Annotated in this window: 16 protein-coding genes; 8 read left to right on the top strand and 8 right to left on the bottom strand. The window is 63.0% G+C overall.

Going from position 1 to position 16,270, the window contains the following annotated elements; genetic code table 11:
- The first annotated feature begins 32 nt into the window (after positions 1 to 32).
- The gene (locus ACR0J1_RS07125; RefSeq protein ID WP_480731755.1) at positions 33 to 770 is read left to right on the top strand and encodes a response regulator transcription factor; all 738 of its coding nucleotides are present in this window, start codon (positions 33 to 35) and stop codon (positions 768 to 770) included.
- A complete protein-coding gene (locus ACR0J1_RS07130; RefSeq protein WP_480731756.1) occupies positions 767 to 2,209 on the top strand; it encodes a sensor histidine kinase in 1,443 nt (480 codons plus the stop codon). Before ACR0J1_RS07125 ends, ACR0J1_RS07130 begins: the two co-directional genes overlap by 4 nt.
- Before the next feature lie 2 nt (positions 2,210 to 2,211).
- Here the strand turns inward: ACR0J1_RS07130 and fliP are convergent, their stop codons facing one another.
- From fliP to fliF, 4 genes are read right to left on the bottom strand one after another with little or no spacing between them, the layout of a single operon-like run.
- Complete coding sequence (gene fliP / locus ACR0J1_RS07135) at positions 2,212 to 2,934, bottom strand: flagellar type III secretion system pore protein FliP (protein ID WP_480731758.1); 723 nt, start codon at positions 2,932 to 2,934, stop codon at positions 2,212 to 2,214.
- Entirely contained in the window at positions 2,934 to 3,218 is a 285-nt protein-coding gene (locus ACR0J1_RS07140; protein ID WP_480731760.1) for a FliM/FliN family flagellar motor switch protein, read from the bottom strand. Before ACR0J1_RS07140 ends, fliP begins: the two co-directional genes overlap by 1 nt.
- Positions 3,211 to 3,807, bottom strand: a complete 597-nt coding sequence (locus tag ACR0J1_RS07145) for a FliH/SctL family protein (protein ID WP_480731762.1) — start codon at positions 3,805 to 3,807, stop codon at positions 3,211 to 3,213. The genes ACR0J1_RS07140 and ACR0J1_RS07145 overlap by 8 nt, the downstream gene beginning before the upstream one ends.
- Positions 3,807 to 5,396 carry a flagellar basal-body MS-ring/collar protein FliF gene (fliF, locus tag ACR0J1_RS07150; protein ID WP_480731764.1) on the bottom strand — a complete coding sequence of 530 codons (1,590 nt, stop codon included), beginning with the start codon at positions 5,394 to 5,396 and terminating at the stop codon, positions 3,807 to 3,809. Before fliF ends, ACR0J1_RS07145 begins: the two co-directional genes overlap by 1 nt.
- Positions 5,397 to 5,515: 119 nt before the next feature.
- Between fliF and ACR0J1_RS07155 the strand changes: the two genes are divergently transcribed.
- From ACR0J1_RS07155 to ACR0J1_RS07175, 5 genes are read left to right on the top strand one after another with little or no spacing between them, the layout of a single operon-like run.
- Positions 5,516 to 6,013, top strand: coding sequence for a flagellar basal body-associated FliL family protein (locus tag ACR0J1_RS07155; RefSeq protein ID WP_480731765.1), 498 nt, complete (start codon positions 5,516 to 5,518; stop codon positions 6,011 to 6,013).
- Between the two features lie 9 nt (positions 6,014 to 6,022).
- Positions 6,023 to 6,520 carry a hypothetical protein gene (locus ACR0J1_RS07160; RefSeq protein WP_480731766.1) on the top strand — a complete coding sequence of 166 codons (498 nt, stop codon included), beginning with the start codon at positions 6,023 to 6,025 and terminating at the stop codon, positions 6,518 to 6,520.
- On the top strand, positions 6,517 to 7,107 hold the full coding sequence (locus ACR0J1_RS07165; RefSeq protein WP_480731768.1) for a MotE family protein: 591 nt from the start codon (positions 6,517 to 6,519) through the stop codon (positions 7,105 to 7,107). Before ACR0J1_RS07160 ends, ACR0J1_RS07165 begins: the two co-directional genes overlap by 4 nt.
- Positions 7,108 to 7,147: 40 nt before the next feature.
- Positions 7,148 to 8,017 (top strand): flagellar motor stator protein MotA, encoded by an 870-nt coding sequence (motA, locus tag ACR0J1_RS07170; RefSeq protein ID WP_480731770.1) that lies wholly within the window; start codon positions 7,148 to 7,150, stop codon positions 8,015 to 8,017.
- Complete coding sequence (locus tag ACR0J1_RS07175; protein WP_480731772.1) at positions 8,014 to 10,134, top strand: hypothetical protein; 2,121 nt, start codon at positions 8,014 to 8,016, stop codon at positions 10,132 to 10,134. Before motA ends, ACR0J1_RS07175 begins: the two co-directional genes overlap by 4 nt.
- A 130-nt stretch (positions 10,135 to 10,264) precedes the next feature.
- Here the strand turns inward: ACR0J1_RS07175 and ACR0J1_RS07180 are convergent, their stop codons facing one another.
- Positions 10,265 to 11,617 carry an MmgE/PrpD family protein gene (locus ACR0J1_RS07180; protein WP_480731774.1) on the bottom strand — a complete coding sequence of 451 codons (1,353 nt, stop codon included), beginning with the start codon at positions 11,615 to 11,617 and terminating at the stop codon, positions 10,265 to 10,267.
- Positions 11,614 to 14,055: a GcvT family protein gene (locus ACR0J1_RS07185; protein ID WP_480731776.1), complete on the bottom strand. Its 2,442-nt coding sequence runs from the start codon at positions 14,053 to 14,055 to the stop codon at positions 11,614 to 11,616. Before ACR0J1_RS07185 ends, ACR0J1_RS07180 begins: the two co-directional genes overlap by 4 nt.
- Before the next feature lie 378 nt (positions 14,056 to 14,433).
- On the opposite strand from ACR0J1_RS07185, the gene ACR0J1_RS07190 reads away from it, so the two are divergent.
- On the top strand, positions 14,434 to 14,763 hold the full coding sequence (locus tag ACR0J1_RS07190) for a hypothetical protein (RefSeq protein ID WP_480530201.1): 330 nt from the start codon (positions 14,434 to 14,436) through the stop codon (positions 14,761 to 14,763).
- Between the two features lie 7 nt (positions 14,764 to 14,770).
- On the opposite strand, the gene ACR0J1_RS07195 is transcribed toward ACR0J1_RS07190, so the two are convergent.
- Both ACR0J1_RS07195 and trhO read right to left on the bottom strand, forming a co-directional pair.
- Positions 14,771 to 15,271: a potassium channel family protein gene (locus tag ACR0J1_RS07195; RefSeq protein WP_480731778.1), complete on the bottom strand. Its 501-nt coding sequence runs from the start codon at positions 15,269 to 15,271 to the stop codon at positions 14,771 to 14,773.
- A gap of 64 nt (positions 15,272 to 15,335) precedes the next feature.
- The gene (gene trhO, locus ACR0J1_RS07200; protein WP_480731780.1) at positions 15,336 to 16,241 is read right to left on the bottom strand and encodes an oxygen-dependent tRNA uridine(34) hydroxylase TrhO; all 906 of its coding nucleotides are present in this window, start codon (positions 16,239 to 16,241) and stop codon (positions 15,336 to 15,338) included.
- Positions 16,242 to 16,270: the final 29 nt, after the last annotated feature.

The following is a 16,270-nucleotide window of genomic DNA, read 5'->3' on the forward strand; positions in this document are numbered from 1 at the left end:
GACAACGGAGAGGGATGAGGAGGACAGGCAGAGTGGGCATTCCCCGACTTCTGGTGGTGGACGACGATTCGGAGATGCGGTCGATGATGACCCAGTTCTTTCAACAGAACGGGTGCATCGCCTTACCTGCCAGTTCAGAGCACGAGATACGCTCGCATCTGACCTCGGGCCGGATCGATCTGATCCTGCTGGATGTGATGCTGGGGGATGAAAACGGCGTCGAAATCTGCGCACGGCTGCGGCGAGAACAGGATGTACCGATCATTCTGGTCTCGGCCCTGTCGGCGGATCATCAGCGCATGGCAGGCTATGAGGTCGGCGCGGATGACTATATCGCCAAGCCGTTCAACCCGCAGCTTCTGCTGGCCCGCGTCCGGGCCGTGATGCAGCGGGCGCAGCGCACGCCCTCGCTGGCCTATCGCCGCCGCACCCGGACCTTTCGTTTCAACGGCTGGCTCTATGACGGCAAACGCGATGAGGTGCACTCGCCCGAGGGGTTTCAGGTTGCGCTGTCGCAGCGGGAATCCGCGCTGCTGAAGGTGTTGCTGGCCAATCCGCACATCCCGCTGACCCGGGATGAGATCGCCGCCGCACTGGATGTGACCGGCGAGACCGACAAGCCCGAGGCACAGGGCCGCGCCATCGACATGCTGGTCGGGCGGCTGCGGTCCAAGATCGAGGCCAACCCCAAAGACCCGCAGATGCTGCGCACCGAGCGCGGGGTCGGCTATGTCTTCACTGCCGACATCACGGTGGACGAAGACGAATGACCCTGCGCCTGCGTAGTCTTGGCTGGCTGTGGACCCTGTCCGCCTTTGCCGCCGGTCTGCTGTCTGCCGGGATGTGGTTTGCCTCGGCCGACGCCTGGAACCGGTATCTGACGCAGTCATTCGTGGCCGGGTTCGCGGTTTATGAAGAGCTGCGCACCGGCATGGCCCCGCCGCCCGGCCTTGTGATCACACCGCTGAACGCCGAGGCCGCCGCGCTGGCGAATACGGGCGCGTTTCAGCAGATGCAGGGTTTTGCGGGCCGCCGCTTTGTCACCAACCTGTCGATCCTGACCGATAGCTCGGCCCCCTTAAGCGGGCGCGAACTGACGCTGGCGGTGCTGTCGGATCGACTGGTCTATCCGGTGTCGGACATCGTCTCGGGCAGCGACCAAACGGGCCCCGAGAAGATGGGCAATCTGACCCGCCTGCTGGCCACCTATTGCAGCGAGCCGATCCTGATCGCGCGGTTCGGACGCGGCGCGTGGCAACAGGTCGACGGGACGCAGATCTGGGGCTGCGGTGCCGCACCGACCGACCTGCGGCTGCCCGCCATCCTGATAGGGATTGTGGCGCTGGCGGTGCTGCTGACTTCGGTCGGCAATGTCTCGGACAGTTTTACGCGCTTTGCCCACGCTCTGCGCGACCGCAAGCGTCGGGGCGGGCCGCAAAGCTACGACGCCGACGGCCCGGAAGAGCTGCGCGATATCGTGTCGGCGGTGAACGACCACCTTGAGGCCGAGCGCGCACAGCTTGAAAAACGCGCCATCGTGCTGTCAGGCGTCAGCCACGATCTGGGCACACCCGCCACCCGCGTCCGTCTGCGCGCGGCGCTGATCCCCGATGCTGAGCTGCGCGAAAAGCTTGAGGCCGACGTGGATCAGATGACCGGCATGATCGAAAGTGTACTGACCTATACACGCTCGGAGCTGAGCGTTGAGGAGCCGCGCCAAATCTCGCTGACCTCGCTGGTTGAATCGCTGGTGGCCGACTATCAGGATATGGATCGGCCGGTGACGCTGAAAGCCGTCGATCCGGTGGCGATTGAGGGCGCGCCGTCGCTGTTCATGTCGCGCCGGGGCCATGGTTCCCTACCCGAGACGCGGCGCATTCTGGTGATGGGACGCCCGATCTCACTGAAGCGGGCGCTGACCAACCTGATCGACAACGCCCTGAAATACGGACGCCGGGCCGAGCTTGCTTTGGAAACCGATGCCCAAACCGCCTCGATCATTGTCGAGGACAAGGGCACCGACCTGTCTGTCGCCGATATCGAGGCGCTGTTGACCCCGTTTCAGCGCGGCTCGAACACCGGCTCGTCAGACGGGTTCGGGCTGGGGCTGACCATCGCCAGCACGGTTGCCGAACAACATGGCGGCACGCTCAGCTTCGAGGCCGGGGATCAGGGTCTGCGCGCGCGGCTGCAGATCACCCGACACTAGGATCAGGGCACATAGCTGCGCACCAAAGCGCTGGCGATCAGCGCCCAGCCATCCGCGATGACGAAGAAGGCCAGCTTGAACGGCAGCGATACCGTGGCGGGTGGCACCATCATCATGCCCATCGACATCAAAACCGCCGCGACCACCAGATCGATGATCAGGAAGGGCAGGAAAATCAGAAACCCGATCTGAAACGCCCGCGCGATTTCAGACAACATGAACGACGGCATCAGAACCGACAGCGGCGCATCGGGCGACAATTGCATCCCTGCCCCATCAGGCCGCAGCGCCGCCATGGCTTGAAACGTCTCAGCATCCAGACGGGCGGCCATGAAACTGCGAAACGGCTCTAACGCGCGCTCCAGCGCCGGTTCTACGTCCAGCGTTTCATTAACCATGGGCTGGATGCCAACCTCCCACGCTTGGGTAAAGACCGGCTCCATTATGAAATAGGTCAGAAACAGCGCCAGACTGACGATCAGCATATTGGGCGGCGATTGCTGCAACCCGATCCCCTGCCGCAGGATCGCCAGCACGGTGATCAGGAACGGAAAACAGGTGATCATGATCGCCAGCCCCGGCGCGAGGCTGAGCACGGTGATCAGCAGGATCAACTGAATGGTCCGGGCCGAGATCGACCCATCATCGCCCAGCGACAGAGACAAGTCCTGCGCGCCCGCAGCCGATGGCAGCAGCAGGATTGCCAACCAAAGCGCCAGACGCATCAGCCGATCCCGTTCTGCAGGTCCGAGATTTCGGTCAGCCGCACGGCCAACTGCCCGGCCTGATCGCCCTCCATCTCTTCCAGCAGACCGCGGGCAACCAGTTGGTCGCCGACATAAAGGTCCACCGGATCCTCGATCCTTCTATCCAGCGTCAGAACCGCATTTTCACCCATGTTCAGCAAGTCCCGGATCAGGGGACGTGCGCGCCCGACTGAAACGGTCACTTCGATCGGAACAGCCTCGAACGGGTTGGACTTTTCGGATTTGGGTTGGGGATCACTCATTTGACAAAGCCTCTTTTGCTTCAAACAGATATGCGTCGAAGGCCCCGGCGATGGCTGTCAGCAGGGCGGCGCAATCCACCTCGCGCCGGGAAATGCCGACCTGCAGGCGAGCCTGACCGGGGTTCAGCGCGGGATCTTCTACGACCTGCGGCGCAGGCGACAGGTCCGGGGGCAACAGCGCCTCGATCTGTTGCGCCAATCCGGCAGGCACCAGCAGTTGCATCGGCTGCCCGATCTGTTCGCACGCCATTTCGGTCAGCTGTTCGGTCAACCGGGTGGCAAAGCTGCGTTCGACAGCGTCGGGTAACACGACATTGATCAGGCTCTGAAACAGGGGTTCCAGCGACAGGGTCATGCGGCTGAGCGCCTCTTGATAGGTAAACGAGAGGTCGGATAGGGTGGCCGCCAGATCGGCCCCCAGCTGATCGCGCCCCTGTTCCTGCGCCTGAACCGCATCGTCCCAGCCCGCGCCATAACCCTTTTCGAACGCGGCCAGGCGTTGTTCCTCTAACGCGTCCTCATCCAGCAGATGCACCGCGCCGCCGCCGGTATGGAGGGCGAAATCTTCAAGGAGATGGGCAATCGACATCACACCTTCTCCTCGCTTTCCTCAAGCCAGCTGCGCAGGATTTCGACCGTTTCCTCCTGCTTGTCGCCGATCATGGCGCGCAGCCGGTCGACGGCCTCTTCCCCCGGCGCGCTGGCGATTGCCGGAACCGAGCCCTGCAATGGGTCGGCAAGCGGGGCAAAGTCAGAGGACTCCGCCGTCGCAATCTCGCCGGTCAGATAGGCAGCCTCGGCCTCGGGCGTGGCTGCTGCAGGCAGCAAGGCCGGGGACGTTGTCACATTTGTCAGGATTGGCCGGATGACAAACAGGCCCAGTACCAGCGAGACCAGCGCCAGCACCGCCATCTGGATCAGCGACATCGCGTCCAGATGGATCTTCGACCAGATCGAGGCCGCCGCGACCGTGCCCTGCGGCTCAACCACCGGCAAATCCAGCGATTTGAGCGTGATCACATCCCCCCGGTCGGCGTCATACCCCACCGCCGAGGCGACCAGCTCCTCCAACGCGTCCAGCTCGGGCTGCGGCATCGGCACAAATGTTTCGGTGCCATCCGCGCCAGCCTCGCGTGCGCCATTGACCAGCACCGCAACGGTCAGGCGCTTGATCGCGCCGGGTGCGCGGTGCACCTCCAACTCGGTCTCGGAGACCTCGTAGTTCACCCGCTCACGGGTCTGCGTGGCGTTCGAATTCGATTCGTCCCCGCCCGCGCCATCGCCATCGGGCAGGTTCGAGGCCACTGTCACATCCGCAGACTGGTTGCGGGCGCTGTCCGAGCGTTCCTCGATATCCGTGCTGATCGCGACGCGGCCCTTGGGGTCAAAGCGACGTTCGCGGATCGATTCGGTTTCGGTCACCGTATCAACACTGACCTCAACCACCGCATTGCCCGCCCCGACGCGTGCCTCGACCAGCCGCAGCACACGGTCGCGCAGCTGGCGTGCCTTGTCATCGGCAGTGTCAGCCGCCACGGTCGTTTCCTGCGCGCCGATCACAGTCCCGTTCGAATCGATCACCGCGACGTTTTCAGAAGCCAGCCCGCTGACCGCCGAGGCCACCAGAAACCGGATCGCCTTGGCCTGATCGCCGGTGATCTGCGCCCCCGACGGTACCAGATAGACCGAAGCCGTCGGCTCGACGCTGCGCTGAAACGGGTTTGAAGCGCTATTGGCGATATGCACCCGCGCCTGGCTGACATGCGGGCTGCCGACGATGGTGCGGGCCAGTTCGCCCTCTTTCGCACGCCAATAGGCGGCATCGAACATCTGCGAGGTGGTGCCAAAGCCGCTGAGCGAATCCAGCAGCTCGTACCCGCGATTACCGTTCGCAGGCAGGCCCTCGCTGGCCAGCGTCATGCGCAGCTCATCCCGCTGCGCGCCGGGCACATAGATCGAGCCACCGCGGATCTCATACGCCACGCCGCGCTGATCCAGCGCCCGCACGATATCCCCCGCCGCGCCGCTTTCGAGCCCAGCATAGAGCAAAGTCATCGACGGCGCGGTCACGATCCGCGACATCGCAAGCACGCCCAGAAACACCAGCGCCACGGCACCGGCCACGATGATTTGTTTACGCCTGTCCAAACTTCCCCAGACAGTTCCGATCTGCTGCACGCTCACCTCCGACTCACCGACATTCTGTTCGGCTCAGCCCCTGTTTGGACGATTGCCCTTAACAATCGGTTAGTCCCTGCGGGGTTATGACAGATGCAGAACGGATGGATGAGGACGTCATGACCGACGCAACTGCAGATGAAGCCGAAGCCCCTAAGAAATCAGGGAAAAAGGGCCTGATACTTGGGCTGATTCTGGCCGTCGTCGGGGGCGCGGGCGGGTACTTCACAACCGCATCTGGCTTGCTGCCCATCGGCGGGGGCGAGGCGGTGAAAACGGCGGAAAAGAAGGGCGATATGGCCTCTGTCGGGGCCTTGCCCGAAGTCACCTTCGTCGACCTTCCGCCAGTAATCGTCTCTGTCAACACGGGCGATTCGCGGCATCTGAAATTCCACGCTCAGCTTGAGGTGAACGCAGGCTACGCCGCCGATGTTGAGAAGATGCAGCCGCGAATCATGGACGTGCTGAACAGTTATCTGCGGGCGGTCGAACTGTCTGATCTTGAGGATTCGCTGGCACTGATGCGCATTCGCGGCCACCTGCTGCGGCGCATCGGGATCGTCACCGGCGAGGGCCGTGTGCGGGACGTTCTGGTGATGGAATTCGTATTAAACTAGGAGGCGAAGTTGGAGCTGATTGCCGATATTCTGCTGGTCGCTGGCGCGCTTGGGGCGGGGCTGTACTGCTTTGTCCTTGCCCGCAGGCTTAGGCGCTTTACCGATCTGGAAAAAGGCGTGGGCGGGGCCGTTTCGGTTCTGTCGGCGCAGGCGGACGAGTTGAAGAAAACCCTGGATACCGCGCGCGCGGCATCGGACGAGTCGGGCACGGCCCTGCAAGGCCTGACCGAACGGGCCGAGACGGTGGCCCAGCGGTTGGAGCTGATGATGGCCTCGATGCATGATGTCGTGCCAGAACCGCCGGTCGAAGCCGAAGCCGCGGCCAAGGGTTCTGAGGCCGTTGAGGATGAAGTCAAAGATCAAAAGCCCGAGGACGAGGAACCGGCCGGTAAAGACGAAACTTCGACCGCCGAGGCTTCAGCCGCGGCACCCGACGCACCGGCCCAGAAACCCGAAGGGTTGATGTTTTTCCGCCATGCCCGCGCGTCGGGCGGAGCGGCATCATGAAGCGCGCACCGGTCAAACCCGGGGACGCGCGGGCGCGCAGCGGCGTGCTGACTGTGATCTCTTTGCTGATGATCGGCTCTGCCGTCATTCGCATCGGGTTAGAGGCCGGGCCCGCGCTCGCGCGGGGCGCTGAACCTGCCGCCCCGCAGGACCAACCCGCCGAGACCGGCCCCCAAGCTGCAGATCTGCAGCTGGTATTGAACGAATTGTTGCGCCGCGAGGACGACCTGAACCGGCGCGAGGCCGCGATCGTGGACCGTGAGCATGCACTGAAAATCGCCGATCAGGCCATCGAGACCCGTCTGACCCTGCTGCAAGAGGCCGAGCAGTCGTTGCGCGAAACCGTCACGATAGCCGAGAAAGCTGCCGAAAACGATCTGACACAGCTGACCGATGTCTACCAAAACATGAAGCCAAAGGATGCCGCCGCCCTGTTCGAGACGATGGATGCGGTCTTTGCCGCCGGCTTCCTGTCACGAATGCCACCCGAGGCGGCGGCCAATGTGATGGCCGGGCTCAGCCCAGAGGCTGCCTATACCATTAGCGTCGTCATGGCCGGGCGCAACGCCCGCGCCCCGCAGGAGTAGCCATCATGCGCCCCACCCTTCACAACCTTGGAGATCGCTCATGATCGGGATCATTGGAATTGCCGTCATCTTTGTCATGGTGTTCGGCGGCTATCTGGCCGCGGGCGGAAAGATGGCCATCATCCTGAAGTCGCTGCCGTTCGAAATGATGATGATCGGCGGGGCCGCTGTCGGGGCTTTCCTGATCAGCAATGACATGGGAGGCGTCAAGCACACGGCCAAGGATATGGCCAAGGTTTTTAAGGGGCCGAAATGGAAGCCCGAAGACTATCGCGACCTCTTGTGCCTGCTGTTTTCGCTAATCCGGATCGCGCGGGCCAACCCGGTCGAGGTCGAGCAGCATGTCGAGGACCCCGGAAACTCGCCCCTTTTCTCGGCCTATCCCAGGATTCAGGCCGATAAAGAGGCGGTGGACCTGATCTGCGACACCATGCGGTCGGCGGCCATGAATTATGACGACCCGCATCAGGTCGAAGAGGTTCTGGAAAAGCGGATGGAGGCGAACTTCCATCACGCCATGCATTCCAGCCACGCCTTGCAAACCGTCGCAGATGGCCTGCCGGCGCTGGGGATCGTGGCGGCGGTTCTGGGGGTGATCAAGACCATGGGCTCGATCGATCAGCCGCCCGAGGTGCTGGGCAAGCTGATCGGCGGTGCTCTGGTCGGCACCTTTCTGGGCGTGTTCCTGGCCTATGGCCTGGTGGGTCCGTTCGCGGGCAAGCTGAAGGCGGTGGTTGAGGAAGACAATCATTTCTATCAGCTGATCAAAGAGGTGCTGGTCGCCAATCTGCACAACCACAACGCCGCCATGTGTATCGAGGTCGGGCGTCAGAACACGCCGACGCATAATCGCCCCGGGTTCTCTGAGCTGGAGGACGCGCTGAAACAGATCAAGCAGGCGGCGGCATGATCCGGAGTCTTACGGCGATCCTGATTGTTCTGGGCGCATCTGCTTCGGCGGAAACGCTCCGGGTGCGGTCGGGCGAACATGATGGCTATACGCGCCTTGTGGTGCAGGTTCCGCCGGGAACCGGCTGGAGGCTGGATCAGCACCAGGGCGGCGCGCGGCTGAGCATCGCGCTGAACGATGTCACATTCGAGACCCGCTCGGTCTTTGACCGGTTGTCCGGCGACCGGCTGGCGGCGCTGTCGCAACCCGCTCCGGGGGCTCCGCTGGATCTGACATTCGGATGCGAATGCACTGCCACCGCATTTCTGCACCGCCAGACCATGGTGGTCGTAGATATCGCGCCCGGCAGATTTACCGGGTCGGGCATTGCTGCAATGGACCTGCCCGTCACGCCAACGGTGCCGGTGGCCGTCGACCTGCCAGCAGATGCGCTTGCGCTGCCGCTGCTGGAATTGGATCGTCAGGGTTTCGAAGATCGGCTTCTGTCGCGTATCTTGCAAAGTGCCGACCGTGCCGTGGTCGATCTGGAACTGGCTGGCGTGGGGCGCAGGCCAACGGCGCGTTACGGCCCGGTGCGGGTACCACCGGACGGGGCGTCGAACCTGCGCTTATCCTCGGTTCTCGACGATATTCGGGGCCTTGACCAGCTTGCGCTGCCACAGCTCGACACGCAACCCACCTGTATCACCGACAGCGAGCTTGCGTTTGAGACATGGTCCGGGCCTGCGCCCTTCTCCACTCAGGTCGCGGAATTGCGGGCAGGGTTATTTCAGGAGTTCGACCGGATCGACCAGCGCCGCGCGCTGCGACTGGCGCGGCTCTATGCGTATCACGGATTTGGGGCCGAGGCGCTCCAGGTTCTGGCGATGTTGCCCAAACGCCCCGCCGAGGCGGACCGGCTTGCGGCCATCGCCTTTGTCATGGATGGGCTGCCCAACCCTGCACCCAACCCGTTCGAGGGGCAGCAGCACTGCGATTCAGCGGCCGCATTTTGGGCTGTTCTGACCGAGGGCGCACTGTACTCCGACGCACGACTTAATGCGATTGAGCAGGCATTCGCACGGCTGCCCCGGCATCTGAGGCGTCAATTGGGTCCGTCTCTGTCCGATCTGCTGGTCGCGGCCAACCGGCCTGAGGCCTCCCGACGTGTCTTGCGGGCCACCGAGCGGGCGCTGGACACGCCGCCTGCGGACGTCACTTTGGCCAAGGCGGGAGTTGCGGCGGCGGCGGGTGGTCCCGCGACCGCCGAGACCCTTCTGAACGAGGTCACGTCAGACCCCGCCGCGATGATCGAAGCGCCACTGGCACTGGCCCGGCTGGTCGAGAAACGCTGGGCCGATCGCGGCGCGATATCCCCGCGCGATCTGGACCTGGCCGCCGGTTATGCACGAGAGTTCCGCCGATCCGAACTGGGCCCGATGATGGCACAGACCCACGTGCTGGCGCTGGCTCTGTCGCAGGATTTCGGCGGCGCGCTGGACCGTATCGAAAGGGCTGAGAGTCCCAAAGACTGGCGCAGGACGCATGATCAGGTTCTGCACCTTTTGACCGAAAGGTCCAGCGACATAACGTTTTTGCGGCATGTCCTCGGCCTGCAGGATGAGGGGCGTGACGCTATAGCGATCGACGCGGCAATCAAGATCGCAGACCGCCTGGCGGATCTGGGCTTTGCGGGCCATGTTCACGCGCTGGCAAACCGACCGCAAGATCGGACCCACCGTCGCGACCGGGCACGGTTGCGCGCTCGCGCAGCCCTGTTGGGCCAGCGCCCGAACCAGGCGTTGCTGGAAATAACGGGGGACGCGTCGCCGTCCGCTCAGGGCCTTCGGGCACAGGCCATGATGCGCCTTTCGGATTTTGAGGCGACCGCTCAGCTATTACAGGCGATCGGCCAGACAGAGGCTGCAGATCGCCATTTCTGGCTCGCTGGAGCCACGGAAGACGCGGCGGGACGAACGGGCGATTTTGGCGATCTGATCCGGATCGCGGCTTCACTCACAGGGCCGGTCGCGCGGCAGACGGACAAACCGCTGGCGGACGCCGTCGCATTGCTACAAGACAGCGCGACGGCGCGAGACCGGATCGTCGACATGCTGAATATCGTCGGTGAGCCATAGCTTTATCGGTCGCTGCGGCGTTCGACCGGCACCCCAGCGGGGAGCGCAGGGCCAACTCGCCCTACCAGGTATCGGACTGTGACGGTTGGCGCCCGATGATGTCCCGGAAACCGCCGGACCGACGCGGACCCTATCCGGCGGGCCGATCATATAGCAGGTTGGCAAGAGGCCGGAAGCGCGCGCCGGAGGTATCCAATCCAAGGGTCGCATCGGCGATCTGGCTTGCGCGGTCAGGGCCCAGAACGGGGGCCGCAAAATCGGTGAACTTGTCGATCACCTCCTGCCGGCTGAGTGGCAGGTCAGGACCACCGCGCGCGTTGAGGTCACCGGAATGACAGCGTGTTCCGTCCTGTGTCTCAATCTCGACATCGGCCCAACGCCCTTCGGGAAACCGGGCCGAGTGGCGTGGGTTTTCCGACACCTCGACCCGGGTCAAAACATCAGCGACGGTTCGGTCGGTCAGGCCGGACCCCGAGATATGCTCAACCCCGATCCGGCCATGGACGGCCTGTATAGCCACCGCAAAAGGCAACGAATACTGCGCCTGCGATGTCGTCTGGGGAAGACCGGGAAAAAGACAGGCCGCCTCATGGAAGCTTTGGACGCGGATCGCTTTGATCTGCTGGTGCGACAGGTCGTACCGCTGCATCAGTAACCGGACACCATCAATCGCTGCGTGGGCCCAGCGGCAGATCGGGTAGGGTTTGATATATTGCTGCCCGGTCTGCCAGACTTGGCCGAGGTCTGCCCAGAACGGCTGGGCCTCTGGGGCCTCGATGGTGATGGCAGGGGCTCCGGTGAAACCGCGCTCGGCCAGAATGGCGGCGGAAAGCCCAACCAGAGCGCCCCAGCCCGACCCGTCATGCAACATTGTGGGATTGGCAATTTCGCGCATCATCTGACTGCGTGGGCCGTGATATTCGGCAATCCCCAGCGCCTGCCTGAACTGCGCAGGGGCATGACCCCGAAGGCGCGCGGCCATGGCCGCCACGCCCAGCGCGTTCCACGCGCCTGAGGTATGATAGTCGCTGACGGTCGCGTGCAGGGCAAGGCCCGCGCGGCCCGCAATCTCATACCCTGTGATCAGAGCCATAAGGGCCTGAGAGCCGCTCAGGTCCGGGCGCTGTTCGGCCAGCGCGGCCAATGCCGGGACAATGGCAACGCCGATATGGCCTTTGACCGGGTTGAACCCGTCATGAGCATCAAGATTGTCGGTCTGCGTGGCCCCCGCATAGGCCGCCCCGGCAAGGCTGACACTACGGCCGTCAAATAACATGCGCGCGCTATATTTAGACTCTGAACTGGCATAAAGCAGCGCGGCGGTGTCGCGGGCGATCCGCCCGGCCTGCATCGGACCAGCGGCGATCACGACGCCGAGCGTGTCCAGCAACAGCAGGGCAGCGGTAGTACGTATGGCTCGCGGTGTGTCATCAGGCCCAAGTTCCAGCGTGAAGGCGGCAACGCGGTCGAACGTATCGGTCATCGGGCGGCTGCTACGGAGGGGGATGCGCCCCACAGGCGGGTACCGGCGGGATCGAAAGGTGGCGCGCTCAGAATGCGGGCCGTGTGGGGGCGGCCCAGGATGAAGATATCCACCACGTCGCCGGGACCCGCGACATCGGGATCGGCAAAGCCCAGCGCCAGCGATTTGCCCACCGAATAACCGTAAGCGCCCGAGGTGACCCGGCCGACGGGGCGGCCATCTGGGGTGAAGATCGGCTCACCCCCCGCAGCGTCGGCGGTGTCGGCGTCAACCTCGAAGATCGACAGGACCTCTCGGGCGGGGCGGTCCTTGACCGCCAGATAGGCCTCTTTGTGCAGGAAATCCTTGTCGAGCTTGATCAGACGGTCCAACCCGACCTCTTGCGGCCAATACTCCTGCGAATACTCACGCCCCCACGAACCATAACCCTTTTCGATGCGCAGCGATCCCAGCGCGCGGCTGCCGACCAGGCCGCCGTCAAGATGCGTAGAAGCCTTTATTAGAGCCTGATACAGGGTGACCTGATCCCGTTCGTGACAATAAACCTCCCATCCCAAATCGCCGGTATACGACACCCGCAACGCAGCGCATTGCACACCTGCGATCTCAAGCGGTTTGGCGTGCATGAACCGGAAATCTTCTGCCGCCAGAGAGGTATTGGTCAGCGATTGCAGGGCTTCGCGGGATCGGGGCCCGGCGATGTTAAAGCCGCAGGTTCCGTTAGTGCGGCTCTCGAAAATGGTGCCGTCCGGCAGGGGGACCATATCGAAGAAGCGTTTATGAAAGCGTTCAGCCATGCCCGAGCCGATGACCCAGAATTCATCGGGGGCCATTCGGGTGACCGTAAAGTCTCCGGCGATGCCGCCGCGTTTGCTGATCATCGGGGTCAGGCAGGCCCGCCCGACCTCGGCGGGCATGGTGTTCGCAAACACGCGGTTCAACCAGTCTGCCGCGTCGGGGCCGCGGCAGACATATTTGGCAAAGTTCGAGATGTCGATCACGCCGACGGTTTCCCGCAGCATCCGCGCCTCGCGCCCCACCGGGTCCCACCAGTTCTGACGGGTGAAGCCTGTGGTCTCGACCGCGCCGGGTTCATCGGCAAACCAGAGCGGGTGTTCCCAGCCGCAGTTCAGGCCAAAGACTGCGCCCATGGCCTTTTGCAGCTCATATGCGGGTCTAACGCGAGCCGGACGGCCCGCGCTGCGTTCTTCGTTAGGGAAATGAATGGCAAAGCGGTGGGCATATTGATCCTGCACCCGCGCCTTGGTGAACGCCTTGTCCGCCCAGTCGTCAAACCGCGCCAGATCCCAGGCGAACATATCGTATTGCGGCTCGCCCTCGATCATCCATTGGGCCGAGAGCAGCCCAAGGCCGCCCGATTGCGAAAAGCCCGGAATGATGCCGGTGCAGCAGAAATAGTTCCGCAGTTCCGGCACCGGCCCCCAGAGCGCATTGGAATCCGGTGACCAGATCATCGGGCCGTTGATCACCCGTTTGACGCCCGCTGTCGCCGCAAGCGGCACCCGTTCGGTGGCGCGGATGACGTTTTCCATGATCCGATCCAGATCGTCGGGAAACAGGTCATGGGCAAAATCCAGCGGCGTGCCGTTTTCGGCCCAAAACCGCATGTCTTTCTCGTAGGCGCCGATCAACAGCCCGTTGCCTTCCTGCCGGAAATAATACTCGCCATCGCGGTCAGCGATCGAAGGCAGGCGACGGCCAAGGGCTGCAACTTCGTCGATGGCTTCGGTGACGAAATACTGATGCTCGGTCGGTTGCAGCGGCAGTTCGATCCCGGCCATCGCCGCAACCTCGCGCCCCCAGAGACCGCCTGCGTTCACCACCCATTGCGTGTGAATATCGCCCTTCGCTGTGCGGACAATCCACGACCCATCAGGTTGCTGTTCAGTCCCTAACACAGGGCAGAACCGTTCGATCGTAGCACCCAAAGCGCGGGCCCCTGCAGCATAGGCATGGGTCACGCCGGACGGGTCGACATTGCCGCCATCGGGTTCGAACATGATGCAGCGGATGTCGTCGAACTGCGCAAGCGGGTGCAGCGCCCGAGCCTCATCGCGGCTGATTTCATGGAAGTTCAGGCCGTAGAATCGGGCCTTGGCCTCTTGCAGGCGCAGCTGATGTTCGCGGTCCTCGGACTGCGCCAGATAGAGCGAGCCGGGCTGGAACACACCGCAGCCCTGCCCGGTTTCTTTCTCCAGCTCTTTGTACAGGTTCATCGTATAGTGCTGGATGCGGGTGATGTTGTTGTTGTCATGCAGCCCGTGGATGTTGGCCGCCGCGTGCCAGGTCGAGCCGCTGGTCAGTTCATCACGTTCCAGCAGCATCACATCGGTCCAGCCGAGCCGCGCCAGATGATAAAGGATCGAACAGCCGACCACGCCGCCTCCGATCACCACGGCTTGTGCATGGGTTTTCATGGCTGTGCTCTCCTCATGCTGATCATCGCCCTTTGGCAAAGTCAGCCACAGGACCGGAGCGGGAGATGCTCTGTTCCCGACGCGAAATGTCGGTAACGCGCGTCAGAGCGGCGGAAATATACGCAGCGTCGGCGGATGATCGCCGCCCGGGACCCTGCGCGCGATGTCGTGAGCATCTGTGTATTGAATTGAGACCCACCGATTCTTTCATTGAGTCCAAGGCCCGAAAAATGGGCCAGACAGGTCGAAAAGCGACGGGACAGGCTGATCTGAAACGCGGAGCAATCCGCCCCGATCAGCGGAAATCTTGAAAAAGTTCCTAAAATGTTCTATATTTGTTCTGCGGAGAGTCTGACGCGGAACGGAGGTATTCGAGCCATGACCCACGCTGCCCGTCAAAGCTGGTATGACGCACCCAGCAACGATTATCACATGCTGCCTGTCACCGACCGGCAAATGCGCTATGCCCGCGCGATCGCCGAGAAATCCGCGCTGGAAATCCCGGTCGAGGCGCAGCGCGACCGCCGGTCCTTGTCGAACTGGATTTCGGCCAACAAGCCGGATGATCCGTCGCCCTTTGCCAATTATCCCACCGGCAAGCAGGTGGCCTTTGCCGAGCGCATCTCGCGCAGCAAGCGCCGTCCGATCCCGGCGGAATGTTTCCGCGACAAACAGATGATGTCGCGCTGGATTGATCAGAACAAATAGGGCGGCATCATTTGCCGTGGTTGCGCGCATAAATCGCGACCGCGGCAGCGACGAACAGGCCCAGCAGGATATAGCCCGTGACCGCCTCGGCCACGGCCAGCGCACGGCAGAGACCGGTTGGCGACATATCTCCGTAGCCGACGGTGGTGAAGGTCACATACGAGAAATACAGGATATCAGCCGGCCCGTTGGCCCCGATCACGCAATGATCGTTATATCCGAACGCGCCATAGACCGCCGCGAAGAGGAACGGCACCACCTGAATGAAGGACACCCCCATCAGGAACAGCAACCGGCGCGGAGATTTCACCTGGGTCATGTAATACCAGGCTTGCGATACGATCCAAATCAGCAAACCAACTGATGCAATCGTGCCGATCGTGTCGCCCGCCGTCGCCTCGCTGAGGCGTGACAGACCATACCACGCAAGAAAACTGGCCAGAACAAGACCCAGCGAGGCCAGAAAGGTCGATTTCCATTCGTTCAGAGTTCGGGGTTCGTGGGTCATGGGCGCTCCGTCAGACTGACCTGAGCGTGATCATCCGAATTCCGGCGTGGCCTGCAAGCGGAATTCAGTCGGACCCCAGATGCGCCCCGCCCCGGGCGCGGGCCAGCTGGATCTGTTTCTGACGTTCGCGAAAGCGTCGCTTGTCCGCCTCGGAGGTCTGATCAATGCACTGATGGCAGGACACGCCATGTTCGTATTCCGGGCGCTTCATATCCTCGGGCAGGATCGGGCGGCGGCAACCATGGCAGAGCTTATGTGGTCCCTCGACCAGCCCGTGCCCGACCGAGACGCGGTTGTCGAACACGAAACACTCGCCCTGCCACGCGCTGTCTTCGGGTGGCATGTCTTCCAGATAGCGCAGGATGCCACCTTTCAGGTGATAGACATCCTCGACCCCCTGCCCCAACAGGTAGTTGGTGGATTTCTCGCACCGGATACCACCGGTGCAGAACATGGCGACACGCTTGTTGTGAAAGCGGTCCTTGTTCTGTTCCCACCAGGCGGGAAAATCGCGGAAACTGGCCGTATCAGGGTCTATTGCGCCTTCGAACGTGCCGATTGCCACCTCGTAATCGTTGCGGGTGTCGATCACCACCACGTCGTCCGAGCGGATCAGGTCGTTCCAGTCCTCGGGCTCGACATAATGGCCGACGCTGGCGCGCGGATCGACATCGGGCTGGCCCATGGTGACGATCTCTTTCTTTAGCCGTACCTTCATCTTGCCAAAGGGTGGGTGATCCGACGACGCCTCTTTCCAGTCCAGATCGGCGCAGCCCGGCAGCGCGCGGATATGGGCCAGCACCGCATCGATCCCGGCGCGGGGGCCGGCGATGGTGCCGTTGATCCCCTCGCCCGCCAGCAGCAACGTCCCCTTGACGGACTGGGCCCGGCACAGGTCCAGCAACGCGGGGCGCAGCGCGTCGGGGTCGGCAAAGCGCGTGAAATGATAGAGGGCAGCGATCGTATACATGGGCGCGATCTAATGCGACGGGCCGGAAC

The organism is Ruegeria sp. CJ3 (assembly GCF_056536725.1).

Bases quoted from the DNA above. Each gene is read 5' to 3' on its own strand.
- ACR0J1_RS07180 (WP_480731774.1), bottom strand. From the start codon at position 11,617: ATGACCGATACGTTCGACCGCGTTGCCGCCTTCACGCTGGAACTTGGG.
- ACR0J1_RS07190 (WP_480530201.1), top strand. From the start codon at position 14,434: ATGACCCACGCTGCCCGTCAAAGCTGGTATGACGCACCCAGCAACGAT.
- ACR0J1_RS07145 (WP_480731762.1), bottom strand. From the start codon at position 3,807: ATGTCGATTGCCCATCTCCTTGAAGATTTCGCCCTCCATACCGGCGGC.
- ACR0J1_RS07130 (WP_480731756.1), top strand. From the start codon at position 767: ATGACCCTGCGCCTGCGTAGTCTTGGCTGGCTGTGGACCCTGTCCGCC.
- fliP (WP_480731758.1), bottom strand. From the start codon at position 2,934: ATGCGTCTGGCGCTTTGGTTGGCAATCCTGCTGCTGCCATCGGCTGCG.
- trhO (WP_480731780.1), bottom strand. From the start codon at position 16,241: ATGTATACGATCGCTGCCCTCTATCATTTCACGCGCTTTGCCGACCCC.
- ACR0J1_RS07165 (WP_480731768.1), top strand. From the start codon at position 6,517: ATGAAGCGCGCACCGGTCAAACCCGGGGACGCGCGGGCGCGCAGCGGC.
- ACR0J1_RS07175 (WP_480731772.1), top strand. From the start codon at position 8,014: ATGATCCGGAGTCTTACGGCGATCCTGATTGTTCTGGGCGCATCTGCT.
- ACR0J1_RS07140 (WP_480731760.1), bottom strand. From the start codon at position 3,218: ATGAGTGATCCCCAACCCAAATCCGAAAAGTCCAACCCGTTCGAGGCT.
- ACR0J1_RS07195 (WP_480731778.1), bottom strand. From the start codon at position 15,271: ATGACCCACGAACCCCGAACTCTGAACGAATGGAAATCGACCTTTCTG.
- ACR0J1_RS07155 (WP_480731765.1), top strand. From the start codon at position 5,516: ATGACCGACGCAACTGCAGATGAAGCCGAAGCCCCTAAGAAATCAGGG.
- ACR0J1_RS07185 (WP_480731776.1), bottom strand. From the start codon at position 14,055: ATGAAAACCCATGCACAAGCCGTGGTGATCGGAGGCGGCGTGGTCGGC.
- motA (WP_480731770.1), top strand. From the start codon at position 7,148: ATGATCGGGATCATTGGAATTGCCGTCATCTTTGTCATGGTGTTCGGC.